This is a genomic window from Ruoffia tabacinasalis, assembly GCF_042652985.1.
In the GTDB taxonomy this organism is placed as follows: domain Bacteria; phylum Bacillota; class Bacilli; order Lactobacillales; family Aerococcaceae; genus Ruoffia; species Ruoffia tabacinasalis.
Window position 1 is genome coordinate 1 of sequence record NZ_JBHSHQ010000027.1, and the last position, 25,001, is coordinate 25,001.

24 protein-coding genes and 1 pseudogene are annotated in these 25,001 nt (G+C 36.6%); 6 read left to right on the forward strand and 19 right to left on the reverse strand.

Translation table 11 applies throughout. The features are described 5' to 3' along the window. Positions 1-191, forward strand: a pseudogene (locus ACFO5Y_RS03635) (IS30 family transposase); the annotation flags it as partial. Positions 192-275: 84 nt separating this feature from the next. Here the strand turns inward: ACFO5Y_RS03635 and ACFO5Y_RS03640 are convergent. The 8 genes from ACFO5Y_RS03640 to ACFO5Y_RS03675 all read right to left on the reverse strand — a co-directional run bounded on the left by ACFO5Y_RS03640 (position 276) and on the right by ACFO5Y_RS03675 (position 8,335). Next, on the reverse strand, positions 276-698 hold the full coding sequence (locus tag ACFO5Y_RS03640) for a hypothetical protein (protein ID WP_197103512.1): 423 nt from the start codon (positions 696-698) through the stop codon (positions 276-278). 326 nt (positions 699-1,024) lie between these two features. Next, positions 1,025-1,207 carry a hypothetical protein gene (locus tag ACFO5Y_RS03645; RefSeq protein ID WP_197103514.1) on the reverse strand — a complete coding sequence of 61 codons (183 nt, stop codon included), beginning with the start codon at positions 1,205-1,207 and terminating at the stop codon, positions 1,025-1,027. 12 nt (positions 1,208-1,219) lie between these two features. After that, positions 1,220-2,065, reverse strand: coding sequence for a prolipoprotein diacylglyceryl transferase (gene lgt / locus ACFO5Y_RS03650; RefSeq protein ID WP_197103516.1), 846 nt, complete (start codon positions 2,063-2,065; stop codon positions 1,220-1,222). A gap of 71 nt (positions 2,066-2,136) precedes the next feature. Continuing rightward, positions 2,137-2,757, reverse strand: a complete 621-nt coding sequence (locus ACFO5Y_RS03655; protein ID WP_197103518.1) for an adenylate kinase — start codon at positions 2,755-2,757, stop codon at positions 2,137-2,139. A 131-nt stretch (positions 2,758-2,888) separates the two neighbouring features. Then, a complete protein-coding gene (locus tag ACFO5Y_RS03660) occupies positions 2,889-4,970 on the reverse strand; it encodes a heavy metal translocating P-type ATPase (protein WP_197103520.1) in 2,082 nt (693 codons plus the stop codon). Between the two features lie 138 nt (positions 4,971-5,108). Then, positions 5,109-5,315, reverse strand: a complete 207-nt coding sequence (gene tcrZ, locus ACFO5Y_RS03665) for a copper chaperone TcrZ (RefSeq protein WP_091268732.1) — start codon at positions 5,313-5,315, stop codon at positions 5,109-5,111. 86 nt (positions 5,316-5,401) lie between these two features. Continuing rightward, positions 5,402-7,867, reverse strand: coding sequence for a heavy metal translocating P-type ATPase (locus tag ACFO5Y_RS03670; protein ID WP_197103522.1), 2,466 nt, complete (start codon positions 7,865-7,867; stop codon positions 5,402-5,404). A gap of 12 nt (positions 7,868-7,879) precedes the next feature. Continuing rightward, on the reverse strand, positions 7,880-8,335 hold the full coding sequence (locus ACFO5Y_RS03675; RefSeq protein ID WP_197103524.1) for a CopY/TcrY family copper transport repressor: 456 nt from the start codon (positions 8,333-8,335) through the stop codon (positions 7,880-7,882). A 1,127-nt stretch (positions 8,336-9,462) separates the two neighbouring features. On the opposite strand from ACFO5Y_RS03675, the gene ACFO5Y_RS03680 reads away from it, so the two are divergent. After that, positions 9,463-10,176, forward strand: coding sequence for a YebC/PmpR family DNA-binding transcriptional regulator (locus tag ACFO5Y_RS03680; protein ID WP_197103526.1), 714 nt, complete (start codon positions 9,463-9,465; stop codon positions 10,174-10,176). A 28-nt stretch (positions 10,177-10,204) separates the two neighbouring features. Beyond that, positions 10,205-10,675 carry a glutathione peroxidase gene (locus tag ACFO5Y_RS03685; protein ID WP_197103528.1) on the forward strand — a complete coding sequence of 157 codons (471 nt, stop codon included), beginning with the start codon at positions 10,205-10,207 and terminating at the stop codon, positions 10,673-10,675. A 54-nt stretch (positions 10,676-10,729) separates the two neighbouring features. Here the strand turns inward: ACFO5Y_RS03685 and ACFO5Y_RS03690 are convergent, their stop codons facing one another. From ACFO5Y_RS03690 to ACFO5Y_RS03715, 6 genes are all read right to left on the reverse strand, one after another. Further along, positions 10,730-11,377 carry a CBS domain-containing protein gene (locus ACFO5Y_RS03690; RefSeq protein WP_197103538.1) on the reverse strand — a complete coding sequence of 216 codons (648 nt, stop codon included), beginning with the start codon at positions 11,375-11,377 and terminating at the stop codon, positions 10,730-10,732. 2 nt (positions 11,378-11,379) lie between these two features. Then, positions 11,380-12,084, reverse strand: coding sequence for an ABC transporter ATP-binding protein (locus ACFO5Y_RS03695; RefSeq protein WP_197103540.1), 705 nt, complete (start codon positions 12,082-12,084; stop codon positions 11,380-11,382). Next, positions 12,084-12,860: an ABC transporter ATP-binding protein gene (locus ACFO5Y_RS03700; RefSeq protein WP_138404360.1), complete on the reverse strand. Its 777-nt coding sequence runs from the start codon at positions 12,858-12,860 to the stop codon at positions 12,084-12,086. Before ACFO5Y_RS03700 ends, ACFO5Y_RS03695 begins: the two co-directional genes overlap by 1 nt. Continuing rightward, positions 12,857-13,828: a branched-chain amino acid ABC transporter permease gene (locus ACFO5Y_RS03705; protein WP_138404361.1), complete on the reverse strand. Its 972-nt coding sequence runs from the start codon at positions 13,826-13,828 to the stop codon at positions 12,857-12,859. The genes ACFO5Y_RS03700 and ACFO5Y_RS03705 overlap by 4 nt, the downstream gene beginning before the upstream one ends. Positions 13,829-13,836: 8 nt before the next feature. Further along, positions 13,837-14,715, reverse strand: a complete 879-nt coding sequence (locus tag ACFO5Y_RS03710) for a branched-chain amino acid ABC transporter permease (RefSeq protein ID WP_197103542.1) — start codon at positions 14,713-14,715, stop codon at positions 13,837-13,839. Positions 14,716-14,992: 277 nt separating this feature from the next. Further along, positions 14,993-16,156 (reverse strand): ABC transporter substrate-binding protein, encoded by a 1,164-nt coding sequence (locus ACFO5Y_RS03715; RefSeq protein ID WP_197103544.1) that lies wholly within the window; start codon positions 16,154-16,156, stop codon positions 14,993-14,995. 481 nt (positions 16,157-16,637) lie between these two features. Between ACFO5Y_RS03715 and ACFO5Y_RS03720 the strand changes: the two genes are divergently transcribed. Then, positions 16,638-17,609 carry a lactate/malate family dehydrogenase gene (locus ACFO5Y_RS03720; RefSeq protein ID WP_197103546.1) on the forward strand — a complete coding sequence of 324 codons (972 nt, stop codon included), beginning with the start codon at positions 16,638-16,640 and terminating at the stop codon, positions 17,607-17,609. A 116-nt stretch (positions 17,610-17,725) separates the two neighbouring features. Here ACFO5Y_RS03720 and ACFO5Y_RS03725 read toward each other — a convergent pair whose 3' ends face one another. The 3 genes from ACFO5Y_RS03725 to ACFO5Y_RS03735 all read right to left on the reverse strand — a co-directional run bounded on the left by ACFO5Y_RS03725 (position 17,726) and on the right by ACFO5Y_RS03735 (position 21,073). Then, complete coding sequence (locus ACFO5Y_RS03725; protein ID WP_197103548.1) at positions 17,726-18,895, reverse strand: ABC transporter substrate-binding protein; 1,170 nt, start codon at positions 18,893-18,895, stop codon at positions 17,726-17,728. Positions 18,896-19,123: 228 nt separating this feature from the next. Continuing rightward, on the reverse strand, positions 19,124-20,602 hold the full coding sequence (locus ACFO5Y_RS03730; protein WP_197103550.1) for a phosphate:AMP phosphotransferase: 1,479 nt from the start codon (positions 20,600-20,602) through the stop codon (positions 19,124-19,126). A gap of 75 nt (positions 20,603-20,677) precedes the next feature. Next, complete coding sequence (locus ACFO5Y_RS03735) at positions 20,678-21,073, reverse strand: DUF3224 domain-containing protein (protein ID WP_197103552.1); 396 nt, start codon at positions 21,071-21,073, stop codon at positions 20,678-20,680. A 223-nt stretch (positions 21,074-21,296) separates the two neighbouring features. Between ACFO5Y_RS03735 and thrC the strand changes: the two genes are divergently transcribed. After that, a complete protein-coding gene (thrC, locus tag ACFO5Y_RS03740) occupies positions 21,297-22,778 on the forward strand; it encodes a threonine synthase (RefSeq protein WP_197103554.1) in 1,482 nt (493 codons plus the stop codon). Between the two features lie 61 nt (positions 22,779-22,839). Here the strand turns inward: thrC and ACFO5Y_RS03745 are convergent, their stop codons facing one another. After that, a complete protein-coding gene (locus ACFO5Y_RS03745) occupies positions 22,840-23,490 on the reverse strand; it encodes a hypothetical protein (protein WP_197103555.1) in 651 nt (216 codons plus the stop codon). 137 nt (positions 23,491-23,627) lie between these two features. Between ACFO5Y_RS03745 and ACFO5Y_RS03750 the strand changes: the two genes are divergently transcribed. Beyond that, positions 23,628-24,137, forward strand: a complete 510-nt coding sequence (locus tag ACFO5Y_RS03750) for an N-acetyltransferase (RefSeq protein WP_197103557.1) — start codon at positions 23,628-23,630, stop codon at positions 24,135-24,137. Positions 24,138-24,222: 85 nt separating this feature from the next. On the opposite strand, the gene truA is transcribed toward ACFO5Y_RS03750, so the two are convergent. After that, the gene (gene truA / locus ACFO5Y_RS03755) at positions 24,223-24,996 is read right to left on the reverse strand and encodes a tRNA pseudouridine(38-40) synthase TruA (RefSeq protein ID WP_197103559.1); all 774 of its coding nucleotides are present in this window, start codon (positions 24,994-24,996) and stop codon (positions 24,223-24,225) included. Positions 24,997-25,001 lie beyond the last annotated feature (5 nt).

Below are 25,001 nucleotides of genomic sequence, written 5' to 3' on the forward strand. Positions count from 1 at the left end.
GGTCCAGTGAAAACCAACATAAGTTGATTCGGCGATTCTTTCCAAAAGGCTGTTCATTGAGGGAAATCACTAAAGAGCAATGCTTAAGAATACAACAGTGGATGAATGCCTATCCACGTCGCATCTTGGCTTATGACACACCCTATGAACGCTTTGTCCGCGCCTTCCATCAGGAACGTCAGGCAATCTAAGCATATGGAAAAGAGCTAAGTTAAATCAAAGAAAGAACAATCATAAAATTTTTTGAGACTAAGTGGCTAACTTGAACTTGAAATTTACAATTTTATATTCCTAATTTCAGTTTTAAAATTTATCGAAATTACATTGTCAGCGATTTTCTCATTCCTGTTTGAATCTTTAACTTTTTCAGTATATTTTTCTGCTTTTAATTTTGCATTTTCTTTAGCAAGTATCTCTATTTCTTCTTTTGATTTTTTATGTCGATTCCATAGTTTACCTACACTATAAGTACTTAAAGCAGCTAATGGGATTCCTATTGTCGCAATTTTTATAAGCACTTCAGTTTTTCCATCTAATGTACCTTCTGAATACCCATCTGTGAATCCATCTGTATATCCATCTGCATAAATATCTTTTATTAATTGTTCAGGATTAACATGATCTTTTGCTAGTTGTGCTAAAGCTGCCCAATCAAAATTAATTGCTTTTTCCTGAAATTCAATCAACGTCTTATTCATAATCTTATCCCCCTTTTCTTCTTAAAACTGATTTGATAATTTGATTATTTCACATGATACTTGAGAATTTAATTCTATGATTAGTTCTAAACATTTTAATCATAGCAGATTGGTGTTCTTTTTACACTCAGTGAGTAGATAAATAAACAAAAAAATACTTCCAAAAATTATTTTTAAATCGACACTTCTAGACTACATAAAGAAGACCACAAACCAAGCGTACTTCTTGTGTCGATTTTGAGTACACTCTTAATCGACAAAAAAGCTGAATCAAAAAGTCGTAAACTTTTTCTGATTCAGCTTTTGCATTTAACCTAAAAAGAGCTTTATTCATTGACTCTTCTTTTTTCATGATCTCCTGTGGAGTGATTTTGAGGTTTCGTTAGTGTGTATTGATCTGAAATCTCTTCAGGAGAGGGCACATCCAATTCTTCCAGAATCTCTTGCAATGCTCCTTTCATTTCCACTTTGTCGGTCTCTCTGTTAATTAACTGCCATCTGTCTAGCATATCTTCACCTCCTTAATTTGCTGCTTTGGACAGTTTGGGCTCATCCTTATAATAGGGTACTGGCGGATAGGTATAGTACCTGCGATACATCAAAACACCCAGTGCTGCTACGAACAAAACGAGGGACAAGCCTTGTGAAACTCGTAAGAAATCGCCTATCCATAAGCTGTCTGTACGCATGCCTTCAATAAAAAACCTTCCTGCTGAATACCAAATGACATAGCTGAGGGCAACTTCTCCTCGACGTAATAGGCCTTTCTGATTCCTTAGGATAATAAGAAGGATAAAACCTAATAAACTCCATAACGATTCATACAAAAATGTCGGGTGGTAATAGGTACCATTTATGTTCATCTGTTCAATAATAAACTCTGGTAAATAAAGAGTTTCTAAAAATTGGCGACTCACTGCTTCACCGTGGGCCTCTTGATTGATAAAATTTCCCCAGCGACCAATCGATTGAGCTAGGAGGACACTAGGTGCCAGTATGTCTAGTAAAAGAGTTAGCGTCATTTTCTTTCTTCTTGCAAACCAGTATACTGCGAGACCACCCGCAATTAGCCCCCCATAAATGGCAATTCCACCATTCCAGATTGCGATGATTTCACTCGGATTCTGTATATAGTAGTCCCATTTGAATAAAACGTAATAAAGTCGGGCACCGATAAAGCCAATTGGTATGGCCCATAATGCCATATCTACCATGGTATCTTCTTCAAGTCCCAGTTTTTGAGCTTCCTTTGTAGCTAATGAAATGCCGATCAGCATCGCTAGAGCAATAATAATTCCGTACCAATAAATCTTTATCGGGCCAATTGAAATAGCAACTGGATCGATTACACTAAGTAAAACATTCATTCTTCAATCCCCTTCATAGCTTACATTAGTTAATTGTTTTAAATCACATAATTTAAGTTCAATTTGTGTAGTTATTTGTTTACAGACAATAAACCCTCATTTATATTGTCAAACACATTGTCAAAATCCCCTTCACCATTGATAACGCAAAGCAAATTTCGCTCCTTGTAGAAGTGAATAAGTGATTCCATTAATTCCTTATTAATGTGTAGCCTATTTTCAATCACTTCTGGTTTGTCATCCAGTCGAATTTTTTCCCTTTTTGATTCGATTTGGGAATTTCCTTGTTTTTCTTTTGAACGAAGATTCCCTCGTTGCGCTAACCGATGTCTTAACGTATCCTGACTTACATCTAAAAAGAAAACAGCGTCTAAATTCTGATTCTGACTTTGTAGGTAAGCTTCGAGCATTTTTGCTTGCTGTAGGGTACGTGGGTAACCATCCAGAACAAAGCCATTTTCAACATCTTTTGCTTGTAAGCGACTCTTAACCAATGAGTTTATCCACTCATCTGGAACTAGCTCTCCTTTATTCATATATTCTTGCACTCTGAGTCCGAATGTATCTTTCTCCTTGGTTGCTTCTCGTAACATTTCACCAGTTGAAATAGCCGTCAGGTGGTACTCCTCTGCGATTCTTTTAGCTTGGGTGCCTTTCCCAGCACCAGGTAACCCTAAAAGGACCAGCCTCATAATTTTTCCTCCTTATAAACTAAAAAAGGAAGAGATGATTTTTTAAATCATTTCATCTCTTCCTTTCCTGTGAAACTATTGTATTTTTACACGATAAGCTCATTCAATTATTTCATGTGCCAAATAACTGTTTATTTTGGCTCTAATTTCAATGTCATAGCATTGATGGCAACAATTACAGTCGAAAGTGACATCAAGACGGCACCGACTGCTGGACTTAATGTTATGCCAATTGGTGCTAGTATTCCTGCAGCTATTGGAATCGCGATAAAGTTATACCCTGCTCCCCAAACAAGATTTTCTTTCATCTTACGTGTGGTCTTCTGAGCCAACTCGATAAAGGATTCAATGTCGCCAGGGTCTGACTGTGTCAAGATGACATCGGCTGAATCCAATGCTACTTGAGTTCCGGCACCAACAGCTATACCAACGTCTGCTAATGCAAGAGAAGGTGCGTCGTTGACCCCATCACCGACCATGATAACTTTCTTTTCTTCTGCTTTAAGTTTTTCAACTAATTCATATTTATCTTGAGGAGATTGATTAGCCAAATAATCAATACCTAAAATTTCTGCCGCTCCTTGAGCCGCTTTTTCATTGTCACCCGTAGCCATAATGGGTTGAATGTTGTTCTTTTTAAGGGCTTGTATTAATTCTTTACTTGTTGGTTTTAATTCATCCCCTAAAGCTACAGCACCGATTGCTTCGTCGTTTTCTACTAAGACACTGAGGGTTGCTCCTTTTGGAATATCCATATCTAGATTACGTCCGTATGCTTTTTGACTGATTAATTGATAACGATGTCCGTTAGCTTGACCTTCTACACCAGCGCCGGAAATAACATCAATCGAATCAAAACTTACTGGACGTATACCTTGCTGTTCTGCGTAACTGATAATTGACTGAGCGATAGGATGACTAGATCCGCCTTCGATACCTGCCAATAAGGCAACAATTTCATCTTTCGTATATTTATCATTAAAGAGTTCAACATCTAGTACTTTAAACTCACCAGTCGTTAAAGTTCCCGTTTTATCTAAAACCATAACATCTGCATTTGTAGTCAACTCCAAAGCTTCGCGGTCTTTCACTAATAATCCCCGACTGGCCCCTAAGCTGGTACTACGTGCGGTAACCAATGGAATAGCCAGACCCAGCGCATGCGGACAAGCAATAACTAATGTGGTGACTGTAAAAATAACTGCCGTTGATACATCAGCGATAATCATCCATATAACAAGGGCAATAAGCGCTACAATAACCGCAATATAAAAGAGCCATCCTGCAACTTTTTGTGCAAGATTTTCTGCCCGAGATGGTTGGCTTTGAGCTTGACTGATTAATGTCTGAACCTGAGATATGAAGGACTTATCGCCCGTCTGCTTTATTTCCACATAGAGGACTCCGTCACCATTGGTTGATCCTCCGATAACTTCATCTCCGGGATTTTTTTCAATTGGTTTCGATTCCCCAGTCAAAAGTGCTTCGTTAACACGTGATTCGCCGCGCTGAATGGTTCCATCTGCTGGAACATTTTCTCCAGCCTGAACACGAATCAAATCACCTACTTGCAAGTCAGCAACTGGACGTGTTTCAATTGAATCGTCTTCCAATACAACATGAGCATCTTTCGGCACCAACTCAGCCAATGCTTTTTGTGCATCTCCTGCTTCTCCAACAGCTTTCATCTCAATCCAGTGACCTAACAACATGATTAATATTAATGAAGAAAATTCAAAGAAAAAGTCCATCACATGTTCACCAGTCACATATCTAGCAATGACTGCATAAACACTGTAAAAGTAGGATACAGAGATACCAAGAGTGACAAGAGCCATCATTCCAGGAGCTTTTTCTTTAAACTCATCTATTGCCCCCATATAGAAAGGTTTACCTCCATAAATGTACAAAATCGTAGAGAGAAGAACCACCAATATATCAGAATACTGAAATGTAAACTGAAATGGTAATGAAATCCCCATCATAGGCGATAAAATCATAATGATAATTCCCATAGGCAATGATTTTAAAAATATCTCCTTGAAATCTCCATGGTGGTGATGATCGTGCCCGCCATGCCCACTGTGGTCATGACCAGCATGATGATCGTGATGCCCCCCGTGATGTTCCATTTCATTATGGTCGTGTTTTGAGTGATCCATGTCGCCGTGATTATGATGACTATGTGACGAATGTTTTTTGTTATTACTCATTTTTAATTCCTCCTTATTAGATTAGAGACTGATTTTAAAGTTTTAGAACCCTCTCATCTAACACTGCATATAATTCTCATGAAAAGGGTTCTATACTTTATCTCTATCTACTATCTATGAATAAATGATATTCGTACTTTATGCACTTAATACTGAATAGTTAGTGTCTGCTAAAGCAGCATTGAGCGTTTCGGTATCAATCTCTGTTTGACTTTCAAGTACTGCTTTTTTAGTCGCTAAATCAACCTCTACAGATTCAACCCCTTCAATAGCTGAAAATTTTTCTTGCACTGTATTGGCACAACCTGCACATTTTACGCCATCTAATAATACTTCTTTTTTCATTATTCTATTCCCCTTTTTATTTTTATTTATCTTCTCCTATTATATAGATAGGTAGAAGTTTAAATCCCAGATAAGTTACGTATTTTCTAAACAACTGCTGGTTTGAATCGTCTTAAACGTAAAGCATTGAGCAAGACCGATACGGAACTGAAACTCATCGCGACTGCCGCAAACATTGGACCCATCAATGGTCCGCCAAAGATATACAAGAGACCCATTGCAACTGGGATACCGACAAGGTTGTAAGCAAAAGCCCAGAACAAGTTTTGTTTAATGTTTCGTAGCGTTGCATGACTTAAATCAATCGCAGTCAATACAGCGGTTAAATCATTACGCATAAGGACAATATCAGCCGATTCAATCGCCACGTCTGTACCTGATCCAACTGCAATTCCGACATCTGCTTGAGCTAAGGCGGGTGCATCGTTAATGCCGTCTCCAACCATCGCTACCTTCTTGCCTGCCTCTTGTAGTTTTTTGACTTCCTCTGCTTTATCTTCAGGTAATACTTCACTTAATACACTATCTATACCCACTTGCTTAGCAATCGCTTTGGCTGTTCGTTTGTTATCTCCAGTAATCATGATTACTTCAACACCGCGTCTTCTAAGTTCTTTAACAGCCTTCATACTATTTTCCTTGAGTGTGTCAGCTACTGCGATAATTCCAGCTAGTTCTCCATCAACAGAGAGATACATCGGTGTTTTTCCTTCGTCTGCTAAACGATCGGATTCTTTTTCCATGCTTGATAAATCAATCTTTTGCTCTAGCATCAGTTTACGGTTTCCAATGTACATATCTTTGCCCTCAATTTCAACTCGAATCCCGTGTCCAGGAATCGCTTCAAAATGATCTGGTTTAGCTAATGTCATGTTCTCTTCTTTTGATTTCTGTACGATGGCTTCGCCTAATGGGTGTTCAGAACCTGTTTCACCGGAAGCTGCATAATATAAAAGATTTTCTTTAGTAATAAGAGGAGTTACCAAAATATCCGTCACGATAGGTTTACCTTCTGTCAGTGTCCCTGTTTTATCAAATACAATCGTGTCTAAATTATGAGTGGTTTCTAACGCCTCACCACTTTTTATCAAGACACCATGTTCTGCCCCTTTTCCGGTTCCAACCATAATACTTGTTGGAGTCGCCAAACCTAAGGCACATGGACAAGCAATGACAAGGGTTGTTATGATAACGGATAAAACAAATATTCCAGATTGACCTGCAATTAACCAAGCAATCCCTGCTAAAACGGCTAATGCTATAACAATCGGTACGAAATATCCGGTAATGATATCGGCCATTCGAGCAATGGGTGCTTTAGACCCTTGAGCATCTTCTACTAATTTTATGATTTGAGATAGAGTTGTATCACTTCCCACTCGAGTCGCGCGGTAATCAATGGACCCATTTTTATTGATACTAGCGCCAATAACCTCGTCTCCACTTTCCTTTTCCACGGGGATACTTTCTCCTGTCAGCATTGATTCATCGACTGAAGTGCGTCCCTCAACAACAACACCATCTACAGGCATACTTTCTCCCGGACGAACTCGAATAACATCTCCTAAAGCGACTTCGTCCACAGTAATCTCTTGTTCCACACCATTACGTATTACTCGAGCTGTTTTAGGAGCCAAGTTAACTAATTTTTCAATCGCTGAGGACATTTGCCCCTTTGAGCGTTCTTCTAAAAATAGCCCTAATGTATGGAGCGCCAAGATAACTCCAGTTACTTCATAATAAAGTAAATCGGAAAAGTTGCCGTAACCCAGGCCTGTCCCGATTGTCGCAGCAAGGCTGTAAACAAATGCAGACGCCGTACCAAGCGCAATCAGGGAATCCATATTTGGGTGACCTTTAAATAAGGTTTTGAATCCCTTCTGGAAATATTCCCAGCTTACTACCATTATCGGCAAAGTCAGAATAAGTTGTAAAAGAGAAAAATTAAATGCATTTATCATTGGGTCAACGATATTTGGTAGAGGCATACCTACCATTGGACCCATGGATATAATTAATAAAGGGATTGTAAATATAATGGATATCCCAAAACGATTTGAAAGTTGCTTCATTCTTTTTTCTTTTTTCTCACGCTTCTCTGCTCGTGAATGATCTTGAGTATCCGTAGTCTCTAATACGGCTGCATAACCACTATTGGATACAGCACCAGTCACATCAGATACTGAAATTGCTGACGGGTTATAAGAAACTTGCATTTTTTCTGTCGCTAAATTGACTGAAGCTTTATCTACGCCCGACAACTTTCCGACAGCTTTTTCAATTGTCTGTGCACAGGATGCGCAGGTCATCCCTTCAATTGCAAAGGTTTGCGTCTTTCCCTCTTGGGCAATCAGTTCATACCCTGAATTATCCACCGCTTTTTGTAGATTTTCTACCGAAAAAGTTGGTTCATCGTACTCTATACTTAACTTCTCTGTTGCTAGGTTTACGGAAGCCTGTGTGACCCCACGAACCTTTTTTGCTGCTTTTTCTACTGTCTGTGCACAAGACGCACAGGTCATACCTTCTATGGCAAATGATTTATTCTCCAATTTTTTCGCTCCTTATTCTCCATGATGATGTAAATGGCAATCGCATTGCCCTTCTGCACACTGACAATCAACTTCTTCTACTGCAAAAGCTTTTTTCATCTCTAATATTTCTTCTAGCCGTTGGATATCATCGAAACTTAAAGTATGATCCTTAATGATACTCTCTATTACATTCCCGACATTCTTCCGACAAATACGATCGAAAATATCGTTTGTAAAACTTCTTACCGCTTCTTTCTCTTCGATATTTGTCGAATAAATATATTTTCTACCTTCTTGTTCTGTATTCAGTGCGCCTTTTTCAACCAGTCGACCTAAGAGCGTTTTGATAGTGGCTTGTTTCCAGTCCATTTTTTCTTTCAATATGGAGATGACTTCTTTACTAGTCACTCGACCATTCGCCCAGACTACACGCATAACCTCCCATTCAGCATCCGTGATATGAGGGTTTATAACTATTGTACTCATTCTCTTTCCCTCCTTATTGTCTACGTGCGTAAACGTAAATGTTTGAGATAAGTTTACTATTGTAAACCATTCTTGTCAAGTCTTTTTTAAATAAATTTAACCAGCTTGTTTTTTAAATAAATATAACCAGCTATTATTGCCTTTGTTTTCCTATCTTTACCCAATACTAATTATAAGGTTACCATATTCTCTAGGGTAATCACTTCTTCGGGTACTCCTCTTTCAAGTGCGTAGCTGGTCATCACTGATGCTTCAGCAACCACTTCACTTCCCCTTGACATCCTGTCATGATTAATTTAATACCAGGATTCTTCCTATATAATTCAATCGCTTTGTTTACTCGACTAGCTAATAATGCCGTAACCCTTCTCCCATCTAATCCCGCCCCAAGAACCACGAGATAATCATGATATGGTTTGGAAAAGTGCATTAAATTCAATACCGTTCTTATCAAATATAGATTGATAATTAAAAGAAAGAAAACAATTAAGAAAAAAATATAAATATAAACCGTATTAAAAATCGTACGCTCTGTGAAATCTGAAACCATCGGCCACACCATTATGTAAAATATTAAGCCCGCAGAATATAATGAAGAAAAAATATTATGAAACTTAAACCCTTCACGTCTAACTAGCAATATCCCACTATAGGTAAAGCCAACGTTAATCCTTAATGACCCTATTAATAAGATAGCTAATAACATTATGGCTAAACCAATTAAAATTGCCAACTGCTCATACATCACCAATAGATAAAATAATAATAAAGCTAAACATAGGGCAAAAGCGAGAAAGAAAACGCCTTAGGCTCATCTTCCTGGTTCTTTATACCAAATATAAATAAATATAAGTCCCGTAACCACTACAGAAAGTGATATAGTTAAAAACATCCTGCCGCCCGCTTTTATATTTATTTTTTTGATAATTTATATACTTCATTATTTTAATATATACATGCTTTTGCAACTAAAAATTCTTTGTTAAACTACTAACTCTCAAACTTGTCAACATCGCATTCTAAGTGTATACTTTTATCTTAATTACACTCACCAATTTATTATTTAACAATTTAAGAAACTATGGTTATAATAATATAAGATAAACTAAGAAAGAGAAGTGAAGTTAATGGGACGTAAATGGATGAATATCAGAGAAAAAAAAGCGAAGCAAGACCAAGATACTTCCCGTGTCTATGCGAAGTTTGGTATTGAAATCTATGCAGCAGCAAAATCAGGTGAACCTGATCCCGATTTAAACCAAAAACTAAAATTTGCGATTGAACGTGCAAAGACTTATGATGTACCTAAACATATTATCGATCGCGCTGTGGATAAAGCAAAAGGATCAGATGACGAGCAATTCCAAGAATTACGTTATGAAGGCTTCGGTCCAAGTGGTTCAATGATTATCGTTGATGCCTTAACGAATAATGTAAATCGTACTGCTGGAAATGTCCGCTCTTTATACGGTAAAAACGGTGGAAACATGGGTGTCAGTGGCTCAGTAAGTTATTTATTTGATAACACAGCTGTGTTTGTAATTGCAAATCAAGATGCAGAAGAAGTAATGATGGCTTTACTCGAAGCTGATGTTGACGTCCGTGACGTTCAACAAGAAGATGACCAAGTCGTTGTTTATGGTGAACCAACAAATTTCAGCCATATTAAAGACGCACTTGAAGCATTTGGAATTGATAAGTTCGAAGTTGCTGAATTAGAAATGCTTCCTAAATCAGAAGTATCACTTGGGGAAGATGATTTAGCTCAGTTTGAAAAACTCATTGATGCACTTGAAGATGACGAGGATGTTCAGAAGGTTTATCATAACGTAGATCTATAAGATAACTTTAATTAGAGAAGGAGATATTATGCCACTACCTGACTTTTCACTTATTCGAAGCAATGGTGATCCCTATCGATTGAATGATTACAATAATCACGTTTTATTGATTGTGAATACTGCCACACAATGTGGTCTCAATTCCCAATTCGAAGAGCTAGAAGCACTTTACCAAGAATTCAAAGAACAAGATTTTACCGTCATTGGCTTTCCGAGCAATCAATTTAAACAAGAAGATCAAACCAATGATTCTATGGCAGAAAGTTGTGAGATTAATTTTGGTGTGACGTTTCCATTGAATGAATTAGTGAATGTCAATGGGAAGAACGCTGAGCCTGTGTTCCAATGGTTAAAACAAGAAAAAGGCGGCTTACTTAACAATGATATTAAATGGAATTTCACAAAATTTTTAATTGACCGTCAAGGTAAGGTAGCAAAAAGATATCCACCAACAACTAAACCTATAAGTTTCAAAAAAGATATTCAAGAACTGTTATAAATATTTAAAAGGCCGTCTCAAACCTCTTCGTTTGGAACGGCCTTTCTCTATATCTTAATTTGGTTTTTTTGTTACTGATTTAACTTCATAACCACGCTTTTCAATAGCTTGAACTAAATTATCCACTCTATCTGTATTCACACTGATGACAATTCGAATTGAATTCTCAAGATGATAGTAAACAATCATATGAGTTAGGTTATTATCTGACTCAACTAAGGCATCACCAATTTCTTCAATCACACCTTCACGGTCTTTGTCTAACTCAACAACTATAGTCGTCCCAGGTTCGCGCGTTCCTGATATATCCACGAATGCATTAAAGATATCTTTGTCTGTAATGACTCCGACTAATCTTTCGTTCTCTAAGACAACTAAGACACCTAAATTATTCTCAGACATAATTGTCGCTGCATGATCCAATAGTGTATCTGGATTTGCTGAGTGTAATTTTGTAGCCATAATATCTTCTGCAGTTGTTTTCTCTAATAAATAGTTAATTTCATTACGACTTAAACTTGTCGCGTTCGATGGTAAGTTACGATTAATTAAATCTTTAGTTACTAAACCAACAAGCTTGTCATTTTTTAAAACTGGTAGACGATTAATATCATGTTTACGTAATAAATCTTGAGCCTCAGTCACAGAAGTCTGAGGTGTAATCGTAATTAATTCTGCTGTCATATAATCTTTTACGTACATTTTTATCCTCCTAAATATGCTTTTTGAACTTCATCACTTGCTAATAACTCTTCACCAGATCCAGATAAAACAACTTTACCCGTCTCTAACACGTAGCCTCGTGTAGCTATCTGCAATGCCATTTTAGCATTTTGTTCAATTAAAAGCACGGTTGTTCCCTGTTTTTGGATGGATTCAATGATACTAAAAATTTCTTTAATGAAAATGGGTGCAAGTCCCATCGATGGCTCATCGAGTAATAATAATCTAGGTTTAGACATTAAAGCACGACCCATGGCTAACATCTGTTGCTCTCCACCAGATAAAGTTGAAGCGTCTTGTTTCAGACGTTCACTTAATACTGGGAATCGTTTATAAACGTTTTGTAAGTCTTGTTCGATTTGATCTTTATCCTTACGTAAAAACGCACCTAATTCTAAATTTTCTTTAACACTTAAGCCTTTAAATACGTGACGGCCTTCGGGTACTTGAGAAATTCCAGCTTCAACAATCTTTTTAGGTGAATATTTCTCTAAGTTTTTACCTTCGTATTCAACCGATCCACCAGCAGCTTTAACTAAACCAGAAATTGTTCTAAGAATCGTCGATTTACCTGCTCCATTGGCTCCAATTAAAGTAACGATTTCACCTTCATTAACTTCAAAACTCACGTTACGAACCGCGTTAATCATTCCATAGTTTACTTGGAGATTATTTACTTTTAACATTAACTATCCCCTCCTAAGTATGCACGAACAACATCTTCGTTTGATTGAATTTCTTTCGGTGTACCTTCAGCAATCAATCGTCCATATTCCAGTACATAAATTCTTTGGCAAATATCCATAACTAGAGACATATCGTGTTCTATTAACACAATCGTCAAGTTAAATTGCTCACGGATTTGTGCAATTAATGATGTTAAATCTGCGGTTTCATTCGGATTCATTCCGGCTGCTGGCTCATCTAAGAATAAGATTTTGGGTTTAGTTGCTAACGCACGTACAATTTCTAAACGTCTTTGTTGCCCATAAGCTAAGTTTCTCGCTTTATCATTAGCATGTTTAGCCAAATCAAAGATTGAAAGCAACTCAAAAGCTTCCTCACGCATATTTTTTTCTGTTTCATAATAAGCAGATGTTCTAAAAATACTTGAGAACATAGAATTCCCATCTTCTCGGTGCATCGCTACTTGAACATTTTCAAGTACAGTCATATCTGGGAATAAGCGAATGTTTTGGAATGTTCTTGCTAGGCCCATTCCGTTAATTTTATCTGGTCGCTTACCATTTAGTTCTTTCATTTCGTCATCAACTTTTAATTTAATTGTTCCTTCTGTTGGTTTATATACGCCAGTTAAAAGGTTGAAGAATGTTGTCTTCCCTGCTCCGTTAGGGCCAATTAATCCAACTAATTCACCCTCGTTCAACTCTAAGGAAACATTTGATACGGCTGCTAATCCACCGAAGTTTTTTGTTAATTTATCGACTTCTAATAGACTCATGAAACTGCCTCCTTATCTTTACTTCCAAATAATCTGTCCACGATACTACCAAATTTGAATTCCCAAGTTCCTAATAACCCTCCTGGGCGGAAAATCATAATTAGCACTAAGGCAACGGCATAAATAACCATACGCAATTGACCATAGTCTTGAAGGAATAAGTTAAGTAATCCTAATAATATCGCAGCAATGAAAGTACCAGTGTAACTACCAATACCACCAAATACGACAATGATTAATACATCAATTGAACGGTTAAATGTATAATCACTTGGCGTTACGATACCAATGAATGTCGCTTGAAGTGACCCACCAACAGCTGCCGTCATTGCTCCAATAACAAAAGCCATAACTTTATATTTAGTAACACTCACTCCCATGGCCTCAGCAGCAATTTCGTTTTGATTGATTGCTAAAGTGGCACGTCCACTACTACTATATGTATAACATACAATAATCGTTACAATGATAATTAAGAAGATATAAACTAACTCCCAAGTTGTTACTAATGGAATACCACTGATACCTGCTGGACCATTTGTAATATCACGTAAATTATTAATTAGAACACGGATAATCTCACTAACACCAAGTGTTGCGATAGCTAAGTAATCACCCTTCAGTCTTAAAGTAGGGACACCAACTAATAATGCCACGATCATTGCAATGACCATTCCGACTGCAATCCCAACAAATAAACCTAATGTACTATTGTCCATTTCTTTTGTAAAGATGGCAGCTGAATAAGCTCCAATAGCAATAAAACCGGCATGTCCTAATGAGAATTGACCGGCGACTCCTAAGATAAGGTTTAAACCTGCTGCATAAATAACGTTCAACATAATTGTCATCAATGTAATTCGGTAGAATGGATTAATAACGCCTGTTGAAGTTAGAAAGTAGATTGCCGCAAAACCAAAGAGCGCTAGCGCTAACCATGATATACTTCGTAAATGTATTCTTTGCATGTTCTCACCTAAACTTTCTCTTTAACATTCTTACCAAACAACCCTGAAGGAAGTACCAGTAAGATAACAATTAATAATCCATAAACTACGGCATCTTTATACATTGATCCACCCATGAAAGTAACAATTGTTTCTAGAATACCAATGACATATCCACCAACCATTGCTCCAGGAATTGACCCAACGCCTCCAACAACGGCAGCTACGAAGGCTTTTAGACCTAAAGCTGTACCCATACCTGGAGAGATTGAATTATAATAAACACCAACTAGGACACCGGCAATACCTGCAAGTCCTGAACCTAAGGCGAATGTAAAGGAAATAACGCGGTTCACATCAATCCCCATTAATTGTGACGCTTCTGAGTCTACGGCAACAGCTCGCATTGCTTTCCCCATTTTTGAACGTTGAACAATTATATACAGTAAGATCATTAAGATCACTGTAATAGCAAATACTAAAATTTGTTTAGAGTTAATTACAATATTACCTATACGATAGATTGAAGTCTCAAGTGGTGACGGAAAAGCTCTAACTTCCGGACCTAAGAAATAAATCATAGTATTCTGTAGAAAATAAGACACACCAATAGCTGTAATCAAAGAAGCTACTCGAGTTGAATTACGTAAAGGCTTATATGCAACACGTTCAATTACGACTCCTAAAATTGCACAAAATATCATAGCAATTAACATTGCTAAGAATAAGTTCATCTCTAAAACTGTGACTAAGTAATACCCTACAAAGGCACCCATCATAAATATATCGGCATGTGCAAAGTTAATTAGTTTAATCGTACCATATACCATTGTATAACCTAAGGCCATCAATGCATATATACTACCTAAAGCAACACCATTTACTAGTTGCTGCAAAAATAGTTGCATAATAAAATTCCTTTCTTGTTAAAATTTAATAATTTATAAGAGTATAATATAGACTTTCTAATTTTACAACCGGTTTTCTTAAATAAATTAGCTTTTCTCTAATAATTCCAATTAAAAACAAATGTAACCGTTTCATTTTTCTGTCTTTATCCTTTTTAAACTACACTTCTACAAATTATATATTTTATTGAATGTTTCTAATTTAATTCTAATAAAAAGACTGTAAGCTAATAACAAACATGTTAATAGCTTACAGTTTATGTCTTAAAACGTGTTGCTATTCACCCACATTAACAGCTTCTACGTTTGCAACTTCACCATTTGTTAATTGCAACATTAAAACTTCTTTAACTGGGTTATGATCTTCGTCAATTGAGAACGTACCCGTTAACCCATTAAATGTTTCCGTCGCTGCTAAAGCATCTGTAACTGCTTGACGATCAGCTGATCCCGCACGCTCAACAGCATCTAATAATAACATTGTCGCATCATAACTTAATACTGCGAATTGATCTGCTTGTTTACCATATTCTTCTTCAAACTTTGTTAAGAAAGCTTGTAAGTCTTCATCTTCACTTAATGGAGAATAGTGAGCTGTATAGTAAACATCGTTTACGTTACTTGCTCCTGCTAAGTCAACCAAAGTTTGGTTACCTAAACCATCTCCTCCGACAATCGGTTGTGTAATTCCTAATTCACGTGCTTGTTTAATTAATAAACCAACTTCTGTATAGTAACCAGGTACATAAAGTACATCAAACTCTTGAGATAGTAATGATGTTAACGATGCTGTAAAATCAGTATCGCCTGATTGGAATGATTCAGTTGTAACAACTTGTCCTCCTAAAGCTTCAAACTCTTCAGTAAATGCCTGCTCTAGCCCTGTCGCATAGTCCGTAGATTGGTCAACGAATAATGCTGCTGTTTGTGCACCTAATGTTTCCGTAACATATGTTGCTGCCGCACGGCCTTGGAATGCATCTTCAAATGCTACACGGAATAAATACTCAAACACATCTCCATTATCGTCTAATGTCATACCATTCCCCGTTGCTGCTGGTAAAATTGCTGGAACTGCTGCTTCTTGAATGACTGGAATTTGTGCGTTAGAGTCACCTGTTGTTGCTGGTCCTACAATTCCGACAACGTCTTCAGATGCTAATCGCTGAGCAACTGAAGCAGCTTCAGTTAAATCTGATGTATTATCATACTCTACGTATTCAACCTCACCACCTAATACTCCACCATTTTCATTTACTTCTTTAACTGCTAATTTTGCCGCCTCTGACATGGGTGTTCCGTAAGCCGCTGCATCTCCAGTTAATTCAAAGTTTCCACCGATTTTTACAGTATCTTGCGCTAATACTTGACCTGCTCCTAATAAACTCGACCCGACTGCTAATCCTGTTAATAAAGACAACGCTAATTTTCTTAATTTCATTTTGTACTCCTCCTCAAGAATAATTTTTCAACAAAAAACCTGACTTAGACAGATTATCTAGGTCAGGTTTTTTGGCTCACTTTAAAAAAGTGCATCAAATATTCCCACTCTAGATATCAATCTATGTGGGCATCAAAATAACTAGCACCTCATAGACACAAACAACCGAAGCCGTGTTTGCACCTAATCATTTAGCTACAAACACTATCTAATGATAATGCTAATAATAATATTTTGAACGTTTAATACACTTTTCTTCATGTGATTCCCTCTTATCTTTTGTTGTTAGATTTATAATAAACGATTAATTAGATTAAGTCAACAATTATTTAACTATAATCTCATTTACTTTTCATATAATAGTGAAATTTGCTAAGTTATACTCATATAGTATACTTTATATTAATTATTTCTTTAAAAAACAGTTTTTATATGTTTAAATAAGAATATTATTAAAATTTTAATTTAAGGGAGTTTGAAAATGAAATCACAAAAATTAGGGATTATCGGAGTCGGCCACGTAGGAGAGCATGTCTTAGCCTACGCAAGTTCTTCTGACTTATTCGGGGAAATCGTTGTTGTAGATAGTAGAGAAGAGCTAGCTTTTGGTGAAGCTTTAGACCAAGACCATGCTACTGGATTACTTTCTCGTCAAAATGTTAACATCCATTCATCAAATGATTATAATGATCTGAGCGATGCGGATGTTATCATTGTTTCAGCAACGCACGTTTATCCCAATGGTGAAGTACCAGCGGACCGTCAACAATTATTAACGAACAATGCTTCAATTATTCGTTCAATTATGAAAAACATAAGCGAAGTAACGCAAGAAGCGATCATTATCTTTATTACGAACCCAGCTGATACTGTCATTTATATGGCTGCGAATGAATTTTCATATCCAAAAGAACGTATGATGAGTACAGGATGTATGTTAGACTCAGCAAGATTACGTTATATCATCGGTAAGCATTACGGCGTTGATCCTAAATCAGTGAGTGGATACATGATGGGTGAGCATGGTTACAGTGCAGTACCAATCTTAAGTCGCGTAAGTGTAGCTGGTATTCCTTATGACCAATTATCAGAGCATTTCCCTGATATTGAACCATTAACTGCTGACGAAGTTCAAGAAAAAGTTGTTCAAGCAGCTTATGAAGTATTTGATAACAAATTTAGAGTAACAAACGCAGCAGTGGCGCAGTCATCAATCGAATTAGCACGTTCAATTCTGTTAGATGAGCATTCAATTTATCCTGTAAGTACACCATTATTTGATGGTGAGTACAACACAGAACGCCCAGTAGCATTTAGTACTCCGACAGTAGTTACACGTCAAGGTTGGACTAAACGCTTCGAAGTATCATTAAATGAATGGGAAACTGAGAAATTAAATGCTTCAGCTGAAAGCATTCGTGCTTCGATCGATTTAGCAGAATCATTACTATAATCATTAACTATTCAAGCTGAGAGGTATTTACTTCTCAGCTTTTTTGTATTGATTTATAAAATTTACACACTAAAAAAGCAGAAGGTCTATGCCCTTCTGCTTGTAAATTATACTGATTATTCTGCTGATACGTTCTCAGCCGAAACAATTTCACCTTCTTGTAGTTCTATCATAACCGCTGGTTTTACTGGGTTATGGTCTTCGTCAATCGCGAATGTCCCCGTTACTCCCGCAAATTCAGTTGTTTCAGCAATCGCATCTGTAATGGCTTGTGGATCTGTTGAACCACTACGTTCGATAGCATCAATAATTAACATAGCTGCATCATAACCAAGTGCGTTCCATGTTCCACCTTCTTTACCATACTTTTCTTCAAAAGCTGAAAGAAAATTCTGAACCGACTCTTCTTCACTTTCGTTTGAGAAGTGGTCAGTATAGTAGATGTCGTTCGCATTCTCAACTCCTGCAAGGTCTAATAAAACTTCACTTGAGAATCCGTCAGGTCCAATAATTGGTTGTTCAATTCCCATCTCACGGGCTTGTTTAATAATTAATCCTGCTTCAGTATAATAAGCTGGAATATAAATAACATCAAAGTCTTGTGTCATCGCTGTTGTTAGAATCGCTGAAAAGTCTGTATCACCAGCTGTAAATGAATCTTCATTGACAATCGTTCCACCACGACTCTCAAATTCAGCATTGAAGTTGTCCGCTAACCCGCGTGAATAATCTGACGATTGATCCACAAACACAAGTGCATTCGTTGCACTTAAATCTTCAGCAGCAAAGGCTGCTCCTGCACTTCCTTGATATGAGTTATTGAAACACACTCTAAAGAAGTATTCTAAAACATCTCCGGCTGAATCAAAAGTAATATTATCATCCGTTGCTGATGGAGATACCATTGGAATGTTCGCCTCTGTGAAAATTGGCAGTTGCGCCTCTGTGTTTCCTGTTGTTGCCGGTCCGACCACTCCAACAACGCCTTCAGCTACTAATCTTTGGGCTACCGATGCAGATTCTGTTACATCACTTTGATTATCATAACTCACAATCTCAATTTCTTGACCATCAAGTACTCCACCATTGGCATTCACTTCTTCAACAGCTAACTCTAAACCTTCTAACATTTGAGTCCCATAAGACGCAGCGTCCCCGGATAATTCATAGTTAGCACCAATTTTTACGGTATCTTGTGCTGAAGTTAAGACTGGCGATAGAAGTGCCGATGCGATTGTAATCCCAGTAATAATATGTTTCCCGATTTGTTTAATTTTAATGTCCATAATTTCCTCCAAATTTTATAAGTTAAATTTTTCCGGCAGGCCGAGTAATAATAGGCCTGCCACCATTAATCGACTGTCGTTATCTAATTGTAAGTTGCTTTCTGTATCTCCCATTATTATCCTCCTCTTCTTATAAAATCTTTATTCTAAATTATATTCTATACAATAAAATGAGAAAAGACAACACTTTTCTCATTTTAAATTAATATTAAGTTATAATTTTGATGCTTATGACTCTGGTAACTCACTTAAATGCTCTTTAATATGATTAATAAAGTGCTTTAATACTTCAATTCTGGCAAATTTCTTTTGATTAGTCGCAACAATATACCACGGAGCATTAGCCGTATGGGTACGATCTAGCATCTCTTCATAAGCAGCAATATATTCATCCCACTGGCTTCGATTGCGCCAATCATCTTCGGTAATTTTATAATTCTTATCTGGTTCTTCTTGGCGATCTTCGAAACGCTCTTTTTGCTCATCTTCATCAATATACATAAAGAATTTCATCACAATACTTCCGTGATCTGTTAATACTTTTTCCGTATGATTAATCTCATCATAAGCGCGTTCCCATTCTGACTCTGAAGCAAACCCTTCGATTCGTTCAACGAGAACACGACCATACCAGCTTCGGTCAAAGATGGCCATGTCTCCATCTTTGGGGAATTTGGTCCAAAAACGCCATAAATAATGATAGCTGTTTTCTAAATCTGTCGGTGCTTTAATTCCATGAATCGTATAACTTCGAGGATCAATATGGCGCGTCAATCTTTGGATTGCTCCACCCTTACCAGCCGCATCTACCCCTTCAAAAGCAGTAATAATAGCAATATCTTTCGTATAACAATCATAAACTAAATCAGCAGCTTCCTTTTGTAAAATTTCTAATTCTTTGTCGTACTCTTTATCTGAGATTGTCTTAGATAAATCAAACTCATCTAACTGGGTATCTTCTATATAATATTTACGATCCGATTTATCTGCTCGCTCTCTTGCTAAAGTCACTCGTTCAATCCCTGATGTGATTTCTTCGAGCGTAATACCTAAAACAGTCTTAGCTGCTAACTTTCTGTCTTCTGCATTAATTATATTCCATGGACTTTCAGGCACATCTGTTTTCTTTAAGACTTTACCAAACCATTCTAAATATTCTTCATAGTTTTTGTTTTGTTTATAATCATTATCTGATAGTAAAAATTGACGGAATTTAGAATCTTCTAAAGCTTCTATATTTTTACTTTGGGTTTTTTCTTTAATATGTAAAAAGAATTTAATAACAATAGTGCCATCATCCAGAAGCATATGTTCTAAGTTTAATAATTCTTCAGTTCTTTGCTTTAATTTATCACTCGATCGTTCATCTTTGTTCATAACCTGTGAGTAAAAACTTTGATCAAATACGACGACTTCTTCGTGACTTGGTAGTTTTTGCCAAAAACGCCACACGCTTGGATGTAGATAATCAACATCAGACCGACTGTCAAATAGTTCAACTTTGACATAACGCGGGTCTAATTCTCTTGTTAAATCATTAATAATGTCGCCCTTCCCTGAGCTCTCCCAACCATCCACTAGGATGAGCACAGGTATCTTTAATCTTTGGACGATTCTTTGTAACTTATCAATTTCTTCCCCTAGATTCGACCGTTTAAAATTGTCATAGCGATCATCAATATCATCGAAATCATATTTTTTTAACATACACTTTCCTCTTCCTTTCATGATACTTAGTCCAAAAAATTAAGTTGATTGTTACAAAAGTGCCAACTTTCCTACTTAAAACTCAATATCAAAATTAATTTCATAAACACTTTCCGAAAGAATACCATCATAGTCGTAACGACCGACTAACATACTTAGTTCTTCACTCGCATCAATAATTCTACCGTTGATTTTCAAGATATTATTTTGTACCCGACCATCTTCCTGAGCTGTGAAGCTTCCCTGCTTACCATCGATGGTGCCTTGAAATTCAGCAAAACCACGAATTAATTCTGGAGTAACGTCGGCTTCTGATTGATGTGTTAGGTAATTAGCTTCAATCGTTCCCGTAATTTCCTTGCTTCTAATCTCATAACTCACATTCCAAACTGTGATAACTTTATCTTTATTATCTGTCAAAATATTTTGTTTAAAGTCTCTTTTTACTTTTCCAGTTGTTGACACTAACATGGCAATCATCCTTTCTTATTTCGTACATTTTAGCATTATTCCACATTAAGTTCTAATATACACACTCGTTGAAAAAACTATTTCACTGACTTTGTAATCGGTTGCATTTCCTTACTCAAATTAATACCTTTATATTATCCTATTAAATTTTTAATTAAACATTGCTGAAAGTAAAGTTATTCAGTATAATTTGAATGATATAAAATGAGAAAAAGGTGAGAATATGAATTATAAAAGTACCCGTAACTCGAAAAACATCGTAACACCCTCTCAAGCTATACTCCAAGGACTTGCTACCGATGGTGGTTTATACGTTCCAGAATCGTTCCCACGTTTTGACTTAGATTGGGAATTACTCAGTCAATATACCTATCAAGAAATGGCTCACTTTATTTTAAAACCATTTCTTTCCGACTTTTCTGATGAGCAGCTAAAACGCTGTATAGAATTGGCCTATGATAATAAATTTGATACAGAAGTGATTGCACCGATAGTAGGCATCGATGAGAAACATTATCACCTGGAATTATTCCATGGATCAACGATTGCTTTTAAAGATATGGCCTTATCGATATTACCGCACTTAATGAAAACTTCTGCTGAGATTAATCATAATCACAATGATATTCTAATCTTAACGGCGACCTCTGGTGATACTGGTAAAGCAGCAATGGCTGGTTTCTCAGATGTTCCCGGAACTAAAATCATTGTCTTCTATCCTGAAGGTGGTGTAAGTTCTATTCAGGAGCAACAAATGCTTACGCAAACTGGAGATAATACACATGTTGTTTCCATTGTTGGAAACTTCGATGATGCTCAAACTGAAGTTAAAAACATATTTAATGATTCAGTTCTCCGTGACGAACTTCAATCTTATGACAGCCAATTTTCTTCAGCGAACTCTATGAATATTGGTCGTTTAGTCCCTCAAATTGTGTATTATTTTTATGCTTATGCTCAACTTGTGAAACAAGGCAACATTGATGCAGGCAGTGACATTGATTTTAGTGTTCCTACGGGTAATTTCGGTAACATACTTGCCGGTTACTACGCTAAACGATCAGGCTTACCAATTGGAAAACTATTGTGTGCTTCAAATGATAATAAAGTACTCTATGATTTCTTCCAAGAAGGTGAATACAATCGCCAACGTGACTTTATATTGACGATTTCTCCTTCGATGGACATTCTAGTCTCTAGTAACCTAGAACGCCTTGTCTATCATGCTGTAAATGAAGATAGCGAGCGTTTAAGCGATTTAATGGAGCAATTAGATACAAAGGGCCACTATAATTTAACGGACGAGGAACAGGGGCATTTCTCAAGTTTCCTATCTGATTATGTGACCGAAGCCCAAACTAAAGAAGAAATTAATACTGTCTACAAAGAAACAGGCTATATTATGGATACCCACACGGCAGTAGCGTCTCGAGCGTGGCGTAATCTCAACCAAGAAGGCCTTTCAACGAATCCTGCTGTTATCATTTCAACAGCCAGCCCCTACAAATTCCCCGAGGCTGTTTTAGTTGCGCTTGGTGTTGAAGCTGAAACATTAACGGATCAAGAATTATTAGATAAATTAAATGAATTATCAAATATCCCTTATCCACCAGCAATTGAAGGTTTACTTGAGGCAGAAAGGTTACACGATACTACTATAGAAGTTTCTGACATGCGCGAATTTGTCCGAAATATTGCTAGATAAGTAATCGAAGATACACAAAAGGCAGAAGTACTTAACTGTTCTTCTGCCTTTTCTTATATAATTATGCTTTTGCTTTTTCTTCCTTAACCCATGAGTCAATTTTGTTAATTTCTTCAACGATATATGCATGAAGCGTTGTATTTAACTCTTCAAAACCATCAATTTCTCTAATTGGTGTAAAATCATTGACTAACTCACTCATGAAGCTTTCTAGTAATCCATCCGAAAGTTCAATTGATTTATTGATAATTGTATGCAAGTTACCGATTAATTGGTAGCGACTCCCAATTAATTCACCGAAATCATTCGATTTATCACGCTCTTTAATTAATACAACGCGACCTAAATAATAATCGTAGAATGCGATATAAGTTTTACCATTAAAGTAATAGTTTAATAATACTTCACAATCATCTAGTGAAAATTCTTTCTTATGTTTTAAACTTAATGTATCATCCACAGTTTTGTTGATAGTTGCAAAGATTTCTTTCGCAACAGTTTCTTCATTGGTTAAATCAGATGCAATGTCTTCAATATTAAATAATGGTGTATTCCAAACTGATTCACGACGGCTAAAACGGAAGAAGTATTTATAATAATCGTGTAATAAGTAATTACGACGACGGATATTATAAACGATATATTTTTGGGCTGGATCTTCGATATAATCAGCGGCTAAACGGATTGCTTGGTTCTCAGTAATATATTGCATTAATTTCTCTCCTTAATTATACTAATAATTAGCTACTCATATGATACCATTTAATAAATATTAATTGAATGTTTAAATGGGTAAATTTATTTTTAATACTTTATAAACATACCACAAAAATCGAAATGAGGGTAATAATGTACATAAGACAAACAAAGAAAAGTGAAATTCCTGATGTTATGTCAGTCATTGAATACGGCCGACAATTACAAAGAAAGAATGGGAACAATATTCAATGGCCGAATCATTATCCGGCAGCTAGTGATATTGAAACAGATATCTTAAATAGCCATAGCTATGTTTGTGTGATTGACGATCAAGACCAAACGGACTTACCAGAGGAAACAATCGTTGCAACGATGTGTATTCAAAGTGGCGAAGATCCAACCTATCAAGATATCACTGGTGAGTGGTTAAATGACCGACCTTATGTAACTATTCATCGAATTGCTTCCAATCAACAGATTAAAGGTGCTGGAAGCTTTTGTATGCAGTACGTTATAGATCATTACGACAATATAAAAATCGATACACATCGAAAGAATACTTCTATGATTGCTTTAATCGATAAATTTGGCTTTCAACATTGCGGTGATATTATCATTGAAGACGGAACACCTAGAGAAGTTTTTCAATATTCTAAATAATTTTGTTCCTGGCTAATATTTCAGTCAGGTATTTTTTTTGTGAATAAAAAAACCTATGAGCTTCACTCATAGGTCAGTTTGAAAGTTATTTAAATGGATCCACTTCATAATCAACACGCATTAAGAACAGGCCATTCGGTGGCGCTGTTGGTCCCGCTTCATTTCGGTCTTTTACTTCTAATAGCCTTTGCATCTCATCCACTGGCTTTAAGCCATCTCCAATTTGAAGGAGAGTTCCAACCAGTATACGAACCATATTGTATAAAAAACCTTTTCCATAAAATCGGAAGACTAATTCGTTCTTCGCTTCATCTATCCAAGCTTCAGCTTCTAACACATGGCGCACTTTATTCTCAATGTCAGTTTTCGTAGAACAAAAACTTGTAAAATCATGTTCACCAACTATAATCTTAAGCGCCTCTTGAATTCGTTCCAAATCAAAAGCATACGGATGATGACTCGTGTATAATCGCTTGAACGGATCGGGAAAATCATTAATATCTATCCGATACTGATACTCTTTACCGATGGCATGATAGCGAGCATGAAATTCATCCGATACTTGCGCTACATCGACGATTCGAATAGATTGGTCTAAGATGCTGTTCAACGCTTTACGCATTGAATTAGGCTGTATTTTAGCTGGATAATCGACATGGATGACTTGTCCGAGTGCATGAACACCAGAATCGGTTCTTCCCGATGTTGAATTCTTAATTAATTCCCCAGGTTTAGCCTTTGCCATAATATGTAAGGCCTTTTGCAAAGCTTCTTGTATCGATGGTCCATTTGGTTGCACTTGATAGCCAACATAGTTAGTGCCGTCATATTGAATTTTTAACGCATAACGTGTCGTCATTCAGT